Source organism: Varibaculum cambriense (genome assembly GCF_022133705.1).
GTDB lineage: Bacteria > Actinomycetota > Actinomycetes > Actinomycetales > Actinomycetaceae > Varibaculum > Varibaculum cambriense_A.
This window is the reverse complement of sequence record NZ_JAKNHJ010000001.1, coordinates 152,928-169,375: the sequence shown is the minus strand read 5'-3', so window position 1 is coordinate 169,375 and position 16,448 is coordinate 152,928. Positions and strand designations below refer to the sequence as shown.

At 52.0% G+C, this 16,448-nt stretch carries 13 protein-coding genes and 1 tRNA gene; 3 read left to right on the top strand and 11 right to left on the bottom strand.

All coding sequences use genetic code 11. The features are described from left to right. The first annotated feature begins 62 nt into the window (after positions 1-62). Both L0M99_RS00735 and L0M99_RS00730 read left to right on the top strand, forming a co-directional pair. A tRNA-Met gene (locus L0M99_RS00735) sits at positions 63-136 on the top strand. Between the two features lie 80 nt (positions 137-216). Further along, complete coding sequence (locus L0M99_RS00730; protein WP_024058609.1) at positions 217-621, top strand: OsmC family protein; 405 nt, start codon at positions 217-219, stop codon at positions 619-621. A gap of 98 nt (positions 622-719) precedes the next feature. Here L0M99_RS00730 and L0M99_RS00725 read toward each other — a convergent pair whose 3' ends face one another. Together L0M99_RS00725 and L0M99_RS00720 are read right to left on the bottom strand one after the other, a co-directional pair. Then, positions 720-2,300, bottom strand: coding sequence for a Mur ligase family protein (locus tag L0M99_RS00725; protein WP_238127435.1), 1,581 nt, complete (start codon positions 2,298-2,300; stop codon positions 720-722). 66 nt (positions 2,301-2,366) lie between these two features. Beyond that, entirely contained in the window at positions 2,367-3,218 is an 852-nt protein-coding gene (locus L0M99_RS00720; protein WP_337954199.1) for a PHP domain-containing protein, read from the bottom strand. Between the two features lie 35 nt (positions 3,219-3,253). Between L0M99_RS00720 and L0M99_RS00715 the strand changes: the two genes are divergently transcribed. Next, on the top strand, positions 3,254-4,828 hold the full coding sequence (locus L0M99_RS00715; RefSeq protein WP_238127434.1) for an aminopeptidase P family protein: 1,575 nt from the start codon (positions 3,254-3,256) through the stop codon (positions 4,826-4,828). Between the two features lie 11 nt (positions 4,829-4,839). Here L0M99_RS00715 and L0M99_RS00710 read toward each other — a convergent pair whose 3' ends face one another. The 9 genes from L0M99_RS00710 to L0M99_RS00670 all read right to left on the bottom strand — a co-directional run bounded on the left by L0M99_RS00710 (position 4,840) and on the right by L0M99_RS00670 (position 16,247). Further along, positions 4,840-5,610 (bottom strand): amino acid ABC transporter ATP-binding protein, encoded by a 771-nt coding sequence (locus L0M99_RS00710; protein WP_238127433.1) that lies wholly within the window; start codon positions 5,608-5,610, stop codon positions 4,840-4,842. A 5-nt stretch (positions 5,611-5,615) separates the two neighbouring features. Then, on the bottom strand, positions 5,616-6,269 hold the full coding sequence (locus L0M99_RS00705) for an amino acid ABC transporter permease (RefSeq protein ID WP_238127432.1): 654 nt from the start codon (positions 6,267-6,269) through the stop codon (positions 5,616-5,618). Between the two features lie 45 nt (positions 6,270-6,314). After that, entirely contained in the window at positions 6,315-7,121 is an 807-nt protein-coding gene (locus L0M99_RS00700) for an amino acid ABC transporter substrate-binding protein (RefSeq protein WP_238127431.1), read from the bottom strand. A 188-nt stretch (positions 7,122-7,309) separates the two neighbouring features. Next, positions 7,310-9,145 (bottom strand): dipeptide ABC transporter ATP-binding protein, encoded by a 1,836-nt coding sequence (locus tag L0M99_RS00695; protein ID WP_238127469.1) that lies wholly within the window; start codon positions 9,143-9,145, stop codon positions 7,310-7,312. Between the two features lie 32 nt (positions 9,146-9,177). Further along, positions 9,178-10,125 carry an ABC transporter permease gene (locus L0M99_RS00690; RefSeq protein WP_238127430.1) on the bottom strand — a complete coding sequence of 316 codons (948 nt, stop codon included), beginning with the start codon at positions 10,123-10,125 and terminating at the stop codon, positions 9,178-9,180. Then, the gene (locus tag L0M99_RS00685) at positions 10,118-11,044 is read right to left on the bottom strand and encodes an ABC transporter permease (protein WP_024058600.1); all 927 of its coding nucleotides are present in this window, start codon (positions 11,042-11,044) and stop codon (positions 10,118-10,120) included. The genes L0M99_RS00690 and L0M99_RS00685 overlap by 8 nt, the downstream gene beginning before the upstream one ends. A gap of 150 nt (positions 11,045-11,194) precedes the next feature. Beyond that, on the bottom strand, positions 11,195-12,835 hold the full coding sequence (locus L0M99_RS00680; RefSeq protein ID WP_238127429.1) for a peptide ABC transporter substrate-binding protein: 1,641 nt from the start codon (positions 12,833-12,835) through the stop codon (positions 11,195-11,197). 275 nt (positions 12,836-13,110) lie between these two features. After that, entirely contained in the window at positions 13,111-14,628 is a 1,518-nt protein-coding gene (locus tag L0M99_RS00675) for an amino acid permease (protein ID WP_024058598.1), read from the bottom strand. 17 nt (positions 14,629-14,645) lie between these two features. After that, positions 14,646-16,247 (bottom strand): peptide ABC transporter substrate-binding protein, encoded by a 1,602-nt coding sequence (locus tag L0M99_RS00670; RefSeq protein ID WP_238127428.1) that lies wholly within the window; start codon positions 16,245-16,247, stop codon positions 14,646-14,648. Positions 16,248-16,448 lie beyond the last annotated feature (201 nt).

Here is a 16,448-nt window from a genome sequence, read left to right as displayed (position 1 = left end):
CTTCTTCTACAGTGAATTTTTTTGCCTTTAGCTACCCTGCCTGCTTAACATAGACAAGTCGACGCGGGGTGGAGCAGTTCGGTAGCTCGCCGGGCTCATAACCCGGAGGTCGTTGGTTCAAATCCAGCCCCCGCTACTAGCAAAAATCCTGCAACCTTTGGTTGCGGGATTTTTTGTTTTTCTACACGGCCCGCTTTTTCCTGCCACAATAAGAGCATGAGTAACATTTTGTGGGCATACCGCCAAGGCAAGAAGAGCTACGTAGGGCAAAATGAGCGCGGCGCAAAAGTAGAAATCGGGATGGGTGAAAACCAATTCACTCCCGGGGAGCTACTGCAACTAGCTCTGGCAACTTGCCATACTTTTTCCGCCGATCACGTATTATCTGCCGCTTTAGGGAAGGATTTTGCCGCTTCTGTAGGGGTGGCAGCACAAAAGGATGAGCGCCGCGACTCTTACTCGCATTTGACGGTAGAAATGGTCACTGATCTCGCCGAACTAAGCGAGGAGCAAGTAGCGCAGTTACGACAAAAATCCCAGGCAGCAATCGATAAATACTGCACCGTCGGCCATACCCTAGACGATGGCGCCAGCTACGACTTTGACCTAGTTTCAGAATAACCGCGCCATTAGGGATTAACTCTCAGGGGCAGGAGAAATCTGCCCCCGTCCTCGTCAGATACTCCGCGCGGGAAATAGGGTTGCAATCCTAGCAGGCATTACCCCTGAATATGCGCGCGATTCTTATAGGCAACCAAACAATCCTGAGCCACCGGAGTGTCATTAAAAGCGTGGAAAACCCCTTCAATTTCTTGATAGGGCTCCGCGCCTTTGCCGGTGATGATTACCGTGTCGTCCAAGCCGGCCGCCAAAATCGCTTTACGAATTGCGTCCCGCCGGCAGGTGGTAACCTCGCATACCTTCTCCATTCCCGGGCGCACCTCTTTAATCCCCGAGAGCAGCTGGGCGCGAATACTTTCTGCGTTTTCGGTGCGCGGATTCTCGTCAGTCACCCAGAGCATATCTGCTTCTTTAGCTGCTACTTTAGCCAATGGCACCCGTTTAGTGGCATCGCGATCTCCGTCGGTACCAAATACCAAGTGTAGTGTTCCGGGGGTGAACTCTTGCATAGTGCGCAGAATCGAAGCTAAAGCCTCCGGGGTGTGGGCGTAATCATTGATAACCAGCGGAGTTCCTTCATTACGTCGGCTGACGATTTCCAGGCGCCCGGGAACCGCTAGCCTCGCTAAGCCCGCTTTCGCCGCCTCGACAGGAATCCCGATTCCGGTAAGCATTAAATAGGCAACCGCGGCGTCCTGAACATTAACTTCACCGGGCAGGGCAACGGTGATTTCCTCCTCGCGCCCCACATTCGGTTCCCGCTTCCCGGTTAAAGTAAAATCGCAGGCTGCGTCGGCAATGTTGTTAGCTTTTTGGCTCACAACCCAATCGGCTGAGGCATCGGGGTCATAAGCGGATACCGACACGCATTGGGTGTCGCAACTGGCTGCTAACTGCTCCCCCCACTTATCATCGATGCAGATCACACTGTAATCAGTAAACTCTTTGGAACATAACCGGGCTTTAGCTGCCAGATAGTTTTCCATCGTGTGGAAATAATCCAGGTGATCATGCTGCAGGTTAGTAAAAGCAGTGGCATCAAATTTCATTCCCTTTACCCGACCGAGGGATAGTGCATGGGCCGATACTTCCACTACTGCGGCTTGCATTCCCTGCTCTACCCCGTAAGCCAAAATCCGCTGCAGCATCGGGCCTTCAAAAGTGGTGCGCGAAGACTGAATCCGCAAATCCCCTACCTGAGTTTCCGCAGTGGAAAGAATCATGGTGGACAGCCCTGCCGCCTCAAAAGCGACTTTGGCAGCAAAACAAGTGGTGGTCTTACCGTTAGTGCCGGTTACCGCCACGGTTCTCATTTTTCCGGCAGGATTATCGAAGGCTCTGATCGCCAGAGGCGAGGCCGCTTCTCGTGGATCCGCCACCGTTACCACCGGGATTTTCACCCCTTGGGAGCGAGCAAGCTCCGCCCCCTTGGCATCAGTAATCACCGCTGCTGCCCCCAGGGATTCCACTTCGCTCGCAAACTTGGCGGCATGCACATTCGCCCCACCCACGGCGATAAAGGCCTCGCCAGCTAAAATTTCATCGGAAGCCATCGAAGCTCCCCGCACCTGGACATCTTCCCAGGCGGGATCAATTTGGGTGGCAAACTCCTCCACTAGGCGTGCTAGCGAAACCGGGGCAACATTTTGGGGACGAAAATCTCGAAAAGTTACGGTCATAGCCTCTACTCTAGTGGCAATCTCCGCGAGGCGATAAAGTGAGCATCCGCAGCCTCCCACCCGGTCTCAAGGCTGCACTACTTCTCCCGCTCCCCTGCTGCAGATTTCCGCAAATACTTCGGGAGCAGTCAGGCACTCTCCCAATTGATTAGGCTTTCCGGAGCCGTGATAATCCGAAGATCCGGTAACCGCCAACCCCAGCAGCTTCGCTATTTCCCTGACTTCTGCCTGTTCAAGCTGGTTTTGCTCGGGATGAAAAGCCTCCAGGGCAAACAATCCTGCCTCTTTTAGCTGGGCAATAGTGTCTACCGATAAGAATCGGCGCTGCCGGCTGCCAGATCGCGGGTGCGCCAGTACCGGGATTCCCCCCGCTTTTATTACCTGTTGCACCGCGTAGAGGGTATCGGGAGCTTGATAGTGCACATAGTATTTACTGGAAGTAGCCAGTACCTGTTCAAATGCAGCGGAGCGATTCGGAAAATATCCGGCTTTCACCAAAACATCAGCAACGTGCGGCCGCCCTATGGGGCTCGACCCCGCCTGCGCGAGAACCTCCTGATAAGAAATCTCGAAATCTGCGGATAAACGCTGCACCATCTCTCGCATCCGCTGCTGGCGTGCCTGCACAGTTTTTTCAAATAAATCCGGTAGCACCTGACTTTTAAGATCCGGTAAATACGCCAGCAGATGAGCGGTAATTCCCTGATGCGAGGTAGAAATCTCTACCCCGGGCACCAAAGTAACCCCGCATTCCGGAACCATTTTGCTGGCGGCAGCTATCCCCGCGAAGGTGTCATGATCGGTGAGGGCGATGACGTCTAGACCTGCTTGCGCGGCCAGAACCATTACCTGCTCTGGGTTATCAGTACCATCTGAACAGGAAGAATGAGTGTGTAAATCGATTCGCATCGCCGCCATAGGACTATTTTAGGTCATCGTGGCATGATGGAAGTATGGAAGAAAACTTAGCAGCAGCAGAAGATCAGCCCTTAAAAGACCGGGTAAATAACCGTTCTCGCCGGATTGGCAGTCCCGCGTTTCGGGAATTTATTGGCAGCGGTTGGGGCGAACGCAAAGATCCAGATCCTATTCCCAGTCATGCGCGAGACTTCCTGGCTGCTCGTTATCAAAAACTAGGCGCCCAGTTCCGGGGGGAACGCCTAGTGATCCCGGCAGGCAATTACAAGGTACGGTCCAATGATTGCGACTATCGTTTCCGCGCCCACTCCGCATTTGCTCATTTGACCGGGTTAGGCGGAGAGCTAGAACCGGACGCCGCCCTAGTCCTGGAACCACTAACCGATAAAGAAGGCACGCCTTTAGAAAATGCCCCCGAAAATATGGGCGCAGCTACCCATCGGGGAATCGTATTTTTCCGTCCCCAAGCTCCGCGCAGCAGCGAAGAATTTTATGCCGACTCTACCTATGGCGAGTTTTGGGTGGGACCGCGGATGACGCTTTCCCAGATGGAGGCGGTCACTGGCCTCCCGGCACGCCCCTTAGATACTTTGCCCGATCAACTAGCTAAAGATGCCGGTCTAGTACAGCTGCGGGTTATTCGCGAGGTCGATACTTCTCTGCAGGCGGCGGTAGAGAAAGTGCGTAGCGAAGCCGGGCTGCCAACCGGGCAGGACGCGCGAGGGCTGGACGAAAAACTGGAAGAGGCTGCCTCGGTATTGCGCTTGCAAAAGGATGCCACCGAGGTCAAGGAGCTAGAGCACGCGATTGCCGTTACCAAATCAGGATTTGAAGCCATGATTAGAGCGCTACCCCGCGCCACCCAGCACCATCGCGGTGAACGGGTGATTGAGGGAGCTTTCCAGGCCCGGGCTCGTGAAGAAGGCAATGGTCTGGGATACGACACCATCGCCGCCTCGGGAAATCACGCCAATACTTTGCATTGGATTGATAATGATGGTCCAGTGCGCGAAGGCGATCTGATTTTGATTGATGCCGGAGTGGAAGCCGATTCGCTCTATACCGCGGATATCACCCGCACCTTGCCGGTAAATGGCAAGTTCACCCCGGTGCAGGCCAAGGTGTATAACGCAGTCCTCGATGCCTGTGAGGCTGGCTTGGCGCAAGCCAATAAGCCCGGATGCAAGTTCAAAGATGTACATGATGCGGCAGTTGCCGCTCTGGTTAAACACTTGGATGCCTGGGGGGTGTTGCCGGTTAGCGCCGAGCAGACCCTGTCAGAGGACGGCGGGGAATACCGGCGTTGGATGCCACATGGAGTCTCCCACCACCTAGGTCTAGATGTCCACGACTGCGCCTTAGCTGCTCGGGATATGTATATGGAGGCCCCCTTAGAACCGGGCATGTGTTTCACTATTGAGCCGGGACTCTATTTCCACCAGGACGATGAACTCTTACCCGCGGAACTACGAGGCATCGGGGTTAGGATCGAGGACGATGTGCTAGTGGAAGCAGATGGCAGCGTACGGCGCCTGTCGGAAGATATTCCCCGCACTGTTGAGGCCGTAGAAGCCTGGATGGCGCGTCTTAATGAAAATCCCGCCTCCTAGACCAAAGATTATTAATCTGCAGAAGCGTTTTGTCCGCGTAGTTTATTAAGGAACTGGCGGGTACGCTCTTGGGAAGGATTGCGGATTAACTGCTTGGCATCCCCAGATTCCAGTACCACTCCGTTATCAATAAAGAGGGCGCGATCTGCGACTTCGGCAGCAAAGTTCATTTCGTGAGTTACGATTACCATCGTCATATTCTCCGCTGCCAGCGAGCGAATAATCTGCAGGATTTCTCCAGTCAGCTCCGGGTCTAAGGCGGAGGTGGGCTCATCGAAATACAGCATTTTCGGCTTCAACGCCAGTGCTCGCGCAATCGCCACTCGCTGTTGTTGTCCGCCGGATAACTCTGCTGGATATGCCTGCCCTTTATCGGCAAGGTTCATCCTTGTGAGCAGCTGCAGCGCTGTTTCTTCGGCTTCTTCCCATCCTCTCCCCTGCACTTTTATCGGGGCATCAGTGAGATTTCTGAGCACTGTCCAATGGGGAAACAGGTTAAAGTCTTGAAAAACCAACCCAAAGTCGCGCCGAAACTCGCGCTCGTCCTCAGTAGAAACCTTAACGCCGTCCTCTTTCTTTAGTGCCTGCTTCCCGAAATAGCAGATTTCCCCGCTATCCATTTCTTCCAAGAAAGTGCAGCAGCGCAAAAGCGTCGATTTTCCAGACCCTGAAGGACCAAGAACCGCAAGCACTTCACCGGTATTGACGCTTAGAGACACTCCTTTTAGCACTCGGTTAGTGCCGAAGCTTTTTTCCATGCCGGTAATCCGTAGCGCTTCCATCTTCCTCACCTAATCTTGTAGCTTCCCATACGTTTTTCAATCCGTTCCATCACCACCGCTACCACCAGGTTGAACACCCAATAGAAGATCCCCGCTGCCACAAAGGGAAGCATAGAAGCACTAGCAGCTGCCTGCTGCTTGGCGATCGTGAACATTTCCGCATAGGCAATCGCAAAAGCCAGAGAAGTATCTTTTACCAGGGTGATTACCTCGTTAGTAATCGAAGGTAACACCGTGCGGAACATTTGCGGCAACTTGATGGTCAAGAAAGTGCGCGCCGGAGAATACCCCAGTACAAAGGCGGCCTCCGACTGCCCCACCGGAATTGCCTGGAAACCGCCGCGGTAGATTTCCGCAAAATAGGCAGCATAGTTAATTGCGAAAGCAATAATCACGGCGCTGAAACGGTAGGCAGCTCCGATCTGCATTCCAAAAAGGAAGAAGGGGCCGAAATACACCACCAATAGTTGCAGCATTAAGGGGGTACCTCGCATTACCGAGATATAAAACTGGATAAACCAGGCCAACGGTTTAAAGCGGCTCACCCGTCCGCCGTAAACCACCAATCCTAAAGGCAGCGATAAAACCAGGGTGAGTGCAAAGATGATGAAGGTCTGCAGCATACCGCCGGCTAGTTCCGGCAAAAACGATAAATCCATTACCCATAGCTCCCTGCGTTAGCGTTAAAAATTTGGCGCAGTCAGCTACTTGGTAACAATCGACTTTTCTAGCTGGTACTTCTTCGCGATTTTCAGGAAAGTACCGTCTTTCTTCATCTCATCCAGAGTCTTTTGTACCTGGTCGCGCAAAGCTTGGTTACCCTTCTTAAAACCGATACCGTACTGCTCGGTATGGAAAGGCGGATCCATAATCTCGAACTTGTCTTTTCCGCGCTGAGCCAGCTGATAGTCAGCTACCCCAATATCGACCGCGACCGCATCTGCCGCCCCGGCCTGCAGGGTCATAAACGCATTATTGTAGTCCGGTACCTGGGTCATTTCCTTAAAGCTGGCTACCAAATCCGCGTTTTTCTTATCTTGCAGCGCAGCCAGACCAGATGAATCTACCTGCACCAACACGGTCTTGCCTTTCAAATCCGCCGGGGTCTTAATCCCCGATCCGGCTTTGGTAACGAACACAATCGAGTTATCTACGTAGGGCTCAGAGAAAGTGTATTGCTTTTCTCGCCCGTTCATGGTGAAGCCATTCCAGATACAGTCGATAGTACCTGACTTGAGCTCCATATCTTTGGAGTCCCAATCAATAGCCCGCTTTTGTAGCTTCCAACCGTTCCGTTTGGCAACCTCGGCAGCAAGATCCAAGTCGAAACCGACATACTCTCCGCTTTTATCCTTATATCCGTAAGGAGGGAAGTTGGCGTCAAAACCCACTGTGAAGTCGTCACCCTTAGCTTTATCCGCATTCGCCGAACCTGAGCCACCTGCACATCCGGAAAGCGATAGTGCCAGCATCAGGCTGGTTAGCATTAGCAGTGTTTTCTTCAACTTCATTTGGAATCTTTCTCCCTACCCACCTGCAAGACATCTAGAGTTTAACAGAGCACCTAGCTGATCCTGGGAAACGCTTAGTCTCATCTCAGAGTGCAAAACATTTTGGAATTCCTAGCTTTTGGGTATAAAACACCCGGCGGTCTTCCCGATTCCTGGTTACCGCGCCCTAACGGGGAGAAAACTGCGGATTATCCAGCCTGGTAACCGGTGCGAGCTTTCAGCAAGTCCCCACCGGGAACCGCATCGATGAGTTCGCGGGTGTATTCCGTTTGCGGATTGGCGAAGATATCGTCAGCCTTGCCGTACTCGACTAGTTTACCCTGTTCCATCACTGCGATATCGTCAGCGTTTTCACGCACCACCGCCAAGTCGTGCGTAATGAACAGATAGGTTAAGCCCAGCCGGCCTTGCAGTTCGTTAAGCAAATGCAGGATCTGATCTTGCACCAGCACATCCAACGCTGATACTGCTTCGTCCAGCACTACCAGTTCGGGGCGCAGCGCCAAGGCGCGCGCAATCGCTACCCTTTGCCGCTGCCCTCCCGACAGCTCGTTCGGGAAACGCCGCATAGCACTACGCGGCAGCGCCACCATATCCAACAAATCCGCGACCCGCTTTTCTCGCTTAGCCCGGTCACCAATATTATGAGTGCGCAGTGGTTCTTCAATACAGCGATATACCGAGAACATAGGATCCAAAGATCCGTAAGGGTTCTGGAAAACCACCTGCATTTTGCGACAAAGCGCAAATAATTGCTTGCGCTGCAAAGTAGACAGGTCAATACCCTCGTAATAGACCTTGCCCGAGGTCGGATCGAGCAGATTAAGGATCATATTAGCGACTGTGGATTTGCCGGAACCCGATTCCCCCACTAAAGCCAAAGTGGAACCGCGCCGCACTTGGAAGGAAACGTCGTCAACCGCCCGGAAAGCCTTCTTCTTACCCTTTTGCCCGCGGATTTCAAACTCTTTAACCAAGTGCTCTACGCGGATAACCTCTTCACCGAGATGTTTTTCTAAAGGCTCGCCCAAAACATTGGTGCCCATAACTTTTTGCCCGGAGCCTTTGGCCGCCGCCACCGCCAGATTCACATCTGCCGAGGTTCGCGAGTCAATAGTACCGCTGGTCGCCTCGTCTTCGGAAGGAGAATAGTTGATTTCGATCCGCCGAGACGCCAGCGAAGGCGCCGCATTAACCAGACGCTGAGTATAGGGATGGCGCGGATCGTTCAAGATTTCGCGGGCAGGTCCCGACTCTACTACCCGCCCGCGGTGCATAACCACCAGGTGGGAGGCACGTTCAGCTGCCAACCCTAAGTCGTGGGTAATAAACAGGGTGGAGGTACCTAGCTCTTGGGTTTCTTTTTCCAAGTGATCCAGAATCCGCCGCTGCACGGTGACATCCAGCGCGCTAGTGGGCTCATCAGCGATTAACAGCTGCGGTCCGGCAGCTAAACCAATGGCAATCAGCGCGCGCTGGCGCATGCCCCCGGAAAACTCGTGCGGATACTGTTTAGAACGCGCCTCCGCATTGGGCAGGCCGGCATCCGATAAGGCCTTCATGGCTTGATCATGGATATTTCCGCCTTTAGTAGCCTCGTTATATTTCAGCGCTTCAGCTACCTGGGATCCGATTTTCCAAACTGGGTTCAGGTTCGACATCGGGTCTTGCGGAACCATCCCGATCTGGGCTCCGCGCACCTGTTGCATCTCTTTCTCCGAAAGAGTAGTTAGTTCTCGTCCCGCAAATTTAATGGATCCGCCGGCAACTTTCCCAGTCCCCGGCAACAGACCAATTATCGACATTGCCAGGGTGGATTTACCGGAACCGGACTCCCCTACAATCGCCACGGTCTGTCCGCGGTAGAGGGTGAGATTAGCTTTACGAACCGCTGGAACCACCCCGGTGGTGGACTGGAAAGTAACTTCCAAGTCTTTTACTTCCAGTAAGGGCTCGGAGGAAGCGTTCTCACTGGTTGCCGCTGCCTTGCTGACGGCATCAATTTGATCCGAGTCAGCTGCCATAATCTGATCCTTTTGGTTATTTTGATTCACGATTAATGTTTCCTCTGGTTCGGGTCGAGCGCGTCACGGATTACATCCCCCATCATGATGAAGCTCAGTACCGTAAGCGCCAAAGCGATCGAAGGCAAGAACAACACCATCGGAGCGGTGCGCAGCTGTTGCTGGGCAGTAGAGATGTCTCCGCCCCAAGAAACGATAGAGGACGGCAAGCCAATACCCATGAAGGATAGCGTCGCTTCCGCCACAATAAAGGTTCCCAGCGCCACGGTGGCATAAACAATCACGGGAGCCGCCGCATTCGGCAGAATATGGCGCAGCAAAATCCGAATGTTAGATACGCCCAGGGTATGAGCTGCAGTTACGTATTCCTCGTTCTTAATCGAAAGCACCGCGCCGCGAGTAATACGAGCAATCTGGGTCCAGCCAAAGACCCCCAACACGATTACCACCATCCAGATGGAACGGTGTTCTTTGAACATTTGCATAATCACGATGGCGGCCAGCACCATGGGGATGGCGAAGAAGATATCCACGATCCGGGAAAGGATCGCGTCTAGAATTCCCCCAAAGTAGCCGGCCAACGCCCCGAAAATAACGCCGATAATCGTGGCGGTTAGGGTCGAGAAAATCCCGACCGCGATTGAGGCACGAGCACCATAGATGATCCGAGAATAGAGGTCGCAGCCCTGTTTATCGAAACCGAAAACATGACCCTTAGTGGGGCCTTGGAGGGAGTTTTCCAGGGTGCAGTAGGTGGGATCTTGCGAGGTAAACAGCTGCGGCACTACGGCCATCAGTACTGACAGCATGATGATCACCAACGCTACCCAAAAGAGGGGACGGCGACGCAACTGTTTCCAGGCTTCTCCCCACACCGAGGAGGGTGCCGATTCATCGGCTACGGCATCCACAGCGCCCAGGCCGGTTTCATCGACCTTGTTTACGAAATGATCTTGTCCAGGCAGTAGTTGGTTACTCATAGCGAATCCTCGGGTCTAGTACAGCGTATAACAGGTCTACTAGCAGATTAGCGACAATATAGACCAGAACCAGGACGGTGGTAACAGAAACTACCGTGGCGGCTTCACCACGTAAAATAGCCTGGTAAAGGGTACCGCCCACACCGTTGATCGCAAAGATACCTTCGGTCACAATCGCGCCGGTCATAAGAGCCCCCAGGTCGCCACCTAGGAAAGTAGCCACCGGAATTAGCGAGTTCCGCAAGACGTGGTGGGTCATCACCCGACTTTCGGGGATCCCTTTTGCCCGGGCAGTGCGCACGAAGTCGGCGGTCAGATTCTCGGAGACCTCTTGGCGAGTAAGCCGAATGACATAGGCACAGGAAACTGCCCCTAGCACAATCGCCGGCATCAGTAAGGACTGGAAATTAACATTTGCCCCTACAGTCGTAGGGAGCCAGCCCAGTTTTACCCCGAATAGGAACTGCAATAAGAAACCGATAACGAAAGTCGGCACCGCGATTACTACTAGGGAAATCACTAGCACGGTGGAATCAAAAATTTTGCCTTTTTTGAGTCCGGCGAAAAATCCGAAGAATATTCCGATGACGGCCTCGAAGATAATCGCCATAAAAGCCAGTTTTATCGTTACCGGGAAGGCAGTAGCCATCACTTCGGTAACTTCCCTACCCGAGAAGGTTTTCCCGAAATCTAGGGTGACGATTCCCTTTAGATACAGCAAATACTGCATCCACAGCGGTTTATCCAGGTTGTATTCCGCCCGAATTTGCGCGGCTACCGAGGGGGGTAGTCCCTTATCTCCGCCTAGTGCCTGCACCGGGTCACCCGGCATGGCATACACCATTGCGAAAATCAGGAACGTTGCCCCAAAGAATACCGGGATCATCTGCAGTAGACGATGCCCTATGTATCTGAGCATTGGTCTCTCCTTGACTATAAGCTGTGTTAAACCTTATCGCGTTACAGCGCCCAGCAAAAAACCGGAGGCGGGTCAAAAGGCATTTTCTACCTTGAGACCCGCCTCCGCACCTGCATTTACAGCAGGATTATCTTTTGTTTCTCGCTGTCTTTAAGCGTTCTTAGTGATCTCGTAGTAAACCGGTTCACTCTTCCAGTTAAAGGCCACGTTCGAAACGTTGTCTTTATTCCAGACACCCAGAACATTTTGGTACCACAGCGGGATGGCGGGTAGATCGGTGAACAGAATCGATTGCGCTTCCGCAAACTTCGCATCCTGTTCGTCACCAACCGGCAGCTTGGAGATCTCTACCATCAGTTTGTTGAACTCTTCGTTGTTGTACTTACCGTCGTTGGAGTTACCGTTCTTGGAGTATAGGGGCTCCAAGAAGTTACTCATACCCGGGTAATCAGCTTGCCACCCAGAGCGGAAAGCACCTTTGATGGTTTCCTGGGTAATAGCATCGCGCAAGCCTTTGAAGTCCGGATAGGGATCGCCGACTGCCTCAATACCCAAGTTGGTCTTGAGCTGGTTTGCGACAGCATCTACCCAGTCTTTATGGGAGGAGTCCGAGTTGTAACCGATGGTGAACTTGCCCTCGAATTTGGAAATCGCGTCAGCTTTTGCCCACAATTCCTTAGCCTTAGCTTTATCGAACTTCAATACTTCCGCGCCTTTAACCTGTTTCATAACTTTGTCGTAGTTAGGCATGGCCGGAGAAGTGAAGTCTTTCGCCGGTACCCGGGTCTTCTGGAAGATCTTCTCACAAATGCTTGCCCGGTCAAGGGCGTAAGAAATCGCTTGCCGGCGCATGCGGCCTTCCTCATCCATCCCGAAGTGCTTCAGGCGATCCGGAATCGTGAAGGACTGGAAAACTGCTACCGGTATATTCGCGTTAGAATCCGGGAAATCAGACTGGAAGGTATTCATAGCAGCAGCGGGGACATCGTCAAGTACATCCAGCTGACCAGACTGCACATCGGCATAGGCCGCATCAGACTTGGTATAAATCTTAAAAGTGACTCCACCGTTCTTAGCTTCGCGCGGACCGGCGTACTTGTCGTTCTTTACCAGTTCAATAGATTCATTGTGGTGCCAGCCCTTGTCCTTGAGCATGTAAGGCCCGGAGGTAACCGTAGGATTCTGCCCGTAGGCTTTCATATCTTTGAAAGCCACATCCGGCAGCGGCACATAGGCAGAGTAGCCCAAACGCAGCGCAAAGTCAGAAGTCGGCTGGTTCAAAGTTACTTCAAAAGTATAATCGTCGATCTTCTTCAAGCCGGCCAATTCCGGAACATCGGGTGCCTGAGCTCCTTCTTCTTCGGGACCGGGGGTAAAGCCCTTAATAACCTCGAAGAAAGAGGAAGACATTTGCGCGTTCTTCGGGTTTGCCCCGTAGTTCCAGGCTTTGATGTAGTTATCGGCCTTAATGGGTGAACCATCGGAGAACTTGGCGTCTTTCTTGAGTTTAATCGTCCAGACTATTTGATCATTAGACTCAATCGACTCGGCCAGTTCGTTCTTGGCCTCTCCCGTCTTAGGCTCGTAATAGACCAGGCCAGAGAACAGCGCATCTATAACGCGTCCACCACCGGTTTCATTCGTAGAAGTCGGAATCAGGGGATTTTGTGGTTCTACGGTATTTACAGTAATAATCCCTTTGTCATCTGCCTTCGCTGCGGAAGAGTCGCCAGCCCCATTTGAACAACCGGCGAGCCCAAGGGAAAGAGCAAGTGCAGATGCAAGGGCCAATGCGCCCCGTCGTTTCACTATTGCCTCCAAGCTTGTTGCTTACATTACTAAAGCTGATGTATCAGCAGAATTGTTGACACGATCACAGCCAATATAGCATTCCTAGTTATAGTTTTTACAAAATCCCAAGATTTTCTCGACTTGCTTTTGATGAACCGATAACTGGTAGGATACCGACTACTCAGAAAACTAGCAGAGATTCTTAGGGAATCTACAGGGAACCTCCAAAGCCGATGATGCCGATGTCGCCCGTCGTTCGAGCAATATATGTCTTTCTAGATATGACGGGATAGGTCCGCTTCTTCCGGCTTTACTTTCGGCGTGCGGGTAACTAGCTTATGTCCTCCCCAGAGAGCCAAGAAGAACAGTAGCCCAATATAAATTGCCAAGAAGTCCATAATCGAGGCTTCCCCGCTAATCACATCCAAAGACTGACCAACTATCACTACCGCACACATTAGGAGCGCAATAATCGGTCCTGCGGGATAGAAACTAGCCTTGTAGGGCAGGTCACTTACCGATTTTCCTTGGGCTTTATAGGCGCGCCGGAAACAGTAATGAGACCAGGCGATTCCCATCCAGGTAATAAAGCCTGCAAGCCCGGAAGCATTCACCAACCATACATAGACCTGACCGGTACCTACGCGCGAGGTGGCGAAGCAAAGTGCGCCTACCAAACTGGTAGCCACTAGTGCCATTAGAGGTACGCCGTGACCGGTCAGCCGAGCGAAAATCGCCGGTGCTTTCTTTTCTTTGGCCAGGGAATAGAGCATCCGGGTGGCAACATACATTCCGGAGTTACCGGCAGACAGAATTGAAGTTAAGATAACCGCGTTCATTACGCCCGCAGCTACCGCTATCCCGGCTCGTTCAAAAAGCAGAGTAAAGGGGGACTTGGTAACGGCCTCGGTAAAGCCTTGGGCAGTATCAGAATCGGCACTCGCTCCCTGTAAGAGGGCGGGATCCGAATAGGGAATCAGGAAGGCAATCACCGCGATCGCGCCGATATAGAACAGCAGAATCCGCACAAATACCGCCCTAGTGGCCCGGGGAACATTGGTTTCCGGATCTTGGGTTTCCCCGGCCGCTATCCCGATCATCTCGGTACCTTGGAAGGAGAATCCGGCAATCATAAAGACCCCCATAATGCCCCAGAATCCATTAACGAAGGGAGCATCTCCCCGCGTAAAGTTAGTGAATCCTGGAGATTCTCCCCCCATAATCCCGAGCACCATTAAAATCCCTAGTACCAGGAAGACGATTACGGTTACTACTTTGATAGAGGCAAACCAAAACTCAGATTCGCCGAAACCACGAACTGTAAAGGCGTTAAGGGCAAACAGAATTACCAGGAATAACAGTGACCATATCCAGGCCGGTACCACCGATTCTGGAAACCAGTATTGCATCACGATAGTAGCGGCAACTAGCTCCGCCGCTACGGTGATTGCCCAGTTGTACCAGTAGTTCCACCCTTGCGCAAAACCAAATGATTTGGATACATAGCGGGTAGCGAAAACTTCGAAAGCACCCGAGGTGGGACAATAGGTAGCCATCTCTCCCAGGGATTGCATCAGGAAGAACACCATGATGCCGATCGCGCCATAGGCAACTAGGGCACCACCGGGGCCAGCACCGGTAATAGTACCGCCGGAGGCCACAAACAGTCCCGTACCGATCGCTCCCCCGATGGCGATCATATTCAGATGTCGTGCCTTTAATTTGCGATGCAACTGGGCACCTTCTGCCTGAGATAATTCGAGATTACTGTCAGAAATTTCGCTACTGGCCACGGCATCCTCCGAGATGGTTATTTTCTAGTAACTTTATGAAAAGCTACCTCACCTTTCCAATCTGTAGTCACCTTGCCCACATGTTGACTAAATCCAATGTTTGAGCTGGGAGACCATAGCGGTATCGAAGGCAGATCGGCTAGTAGCAGAGTCTGTGCCTGTTGATAGAGTTCTCCAGCCTCTGAAGCTGTATCTGCCGCCTGCGCCCTCGTCAAAAGCTCGGCGTACGCGGGATTGTCATATCCCATTTTGTTACCATTACCGCCTTTTACGTAGCGTCCGGCGAGCAGGTTATTTGGAGAGGGATACCCCATTGACCATCCCATCCGGAAAGGCCCGGTAAAGGAATGCTGATCCATCATTTCCATCATAGTTTTGAAATCCGGTTTAGGATCACCGACTGCTTTAATCCCCAGAGCGTTCGACAACTGGTTACAAATTGCATCTACCCACGGCTGATTAGATTCGTTGGAGTTATAGGTAATTTTTAGTTCTCCCTGCCAGGGATGGATCTTATCGGCAGCTTCCCAGGCTTGTTTGGCAGCTGCAGCATCAAATTCCAGCACCTTGTTGCTTTCGGTGCCCCGCTCGATATGTCCCAAAATCTGCGGGGGTATGAAATCAGTGGCTGCCTTGCGGGTGCCGTAGAAAATAGTTTTTATTATTTCTTCCCGATTAATAGCTTGCGATATTGCCCGGCGCCGCAGTTTTCCTTCCTCACCTGAGAAGTGTTTCGTCTGGTAGTCAATATCTAAGGTCTGCATCCCGGCTTGCACCGCGCTGATCCGTCTGTTCCCCAAATCCTTTTTAGAATTAGGCAATTCGCCATCCGGGATTTGGTCAAGCACATCCAAATTCCCGGCTAAAAGATCCTGGTAAGCAGCCGATAAATCGGCATAGATTTTAACTTCCAGTCCCGCGTTTTTTGCCTCGCGCGGCCCGCGATAGGTAGTGGATTTATCCAGTAGTATCTGACTGGAAGGCTCCCAAGTAGTAAGCGTGTAGGGACCGTTGCCCACCGGTTTTTGCCCAAACTCTTTTTTAATTCTCCCTTGTTTATCAAAAGCGCTATCCGGGAGCGGATAAAAACCATTGATCCCCAGGCGATTAGAAAAGTCAGCCACCGGACGTTTCAACTTGATAGTTATTTTGTCGTCACCGTTAGCCATGACCCCACTGAGGTTACCGGTTCCATCTTCTTCAGCACCCTCGATTGCTTCATAAGCAGTGGTCGCCCCCAATTTTTGCGCAGCTGAGGCCTTCCAGGCACGCACAAAATTCTTCGCCAACACCGGAGTGCCATCAGAGAATTTACGATCAGTATTCAGTTGAATGGTCCAAGTTTTATGGTCGGAAGAATCTGTAATTTCTTGAGCCACATCGTTTATCACTTGCCCCTGCTTGTCATAGGTGACTAAACCAGCAAACAGTAAATCAATAATCTTAATTCCGGCTTCGTCATCGGCAGCTGCCGGGATTAGTCCACGAGCCGGCTCTTCGCCATTAATTAGTATCCGATCAACCGAATCTGCTGGGGAGTTGTTACTACAAGCGGTCAGACCTCCAGCAGCTAGAATGGTTACTGCTAGGACTGTTAGGGGGAGCCAACGACTGCGCATAGTCTTAGCCTTTCTAAAACCGGAATGATTAGCTTTCATAATACTGATTTATTACTGTTAATTGATATTTTGGGCAGATTGCTTTTGATTTTCCAAAATTAATAGAAATAATCCTTATTTTTCGCTGAGAGCAACATAAATAGCTCGAACATAAGGTTTTCCGGCCAAGTAATCACTTTTCCCGACTCGGTCAAGGTGACT